Raw genomic sequence first — 365 nt, 5'->3', positions numbered from 1 at the left:
CAGCCAAAAGATCTGCAGAAGAGGTGTAAAAATAAATAAGGAAAGAAAGGAGGAAGGGAAGGGGGGGAAAAAAGAGAAAGAAGAAAAGGGAGGAAGGAGGAGAAGGGGGAGGAGAGAAAGGAGGAAGGGGAAGAAGGGGAGAGGGAGGAAGGAGAGGGAGAAGGGGAGGAAGAGAAGAAAGAAAAAAGAGGAGGGAGGGGGAAGGGAGAGGAGAAAAAGGGGGGGAAGAGGGAGAGGAGAGGGAGGGGGGGGAAAGGAGGGGGAGGGGAGGGGAAAAAGAGAAAGAAAGGGGAGGAGGGGAAGGGGAGAGGAGGAAAGGGAAGAGGAAAGAAAGGAAGAGAAGGGGAGAAAGAAAGGGGAAAGGA

The 365-nt window shown here is 52.9% G+C and carries 1 protein-coding gene; it reads left to right on the top strand.

Features of this window, described 5'->3' with window-relative positions; translation table 11 throughout:
* Positions 1–365: hypothetical protein (locus F0Q32_RS26920; protein WP_188016919.1), on the top strand; the 365-nt coding region annotated here is incomplete at both ends.

Origin of the sequence: Pseudocitrobacter sp. 73, assembly GCF_008369545.1 — a bacterium.
GTDB classification, from domain to species: Bacteria; Pseudomonadota; Gammaproteobacteria; order Enterobacterales; family Enterobacteriaceae; genus Pseudocitrobacter; species Pseudocitrobacter vendiensis.
The sequence above is the reverse complement of the archived record's forward strand: the minus strand, read 5'-3'. Positions and strand labels throughout refer to the sequence as shown.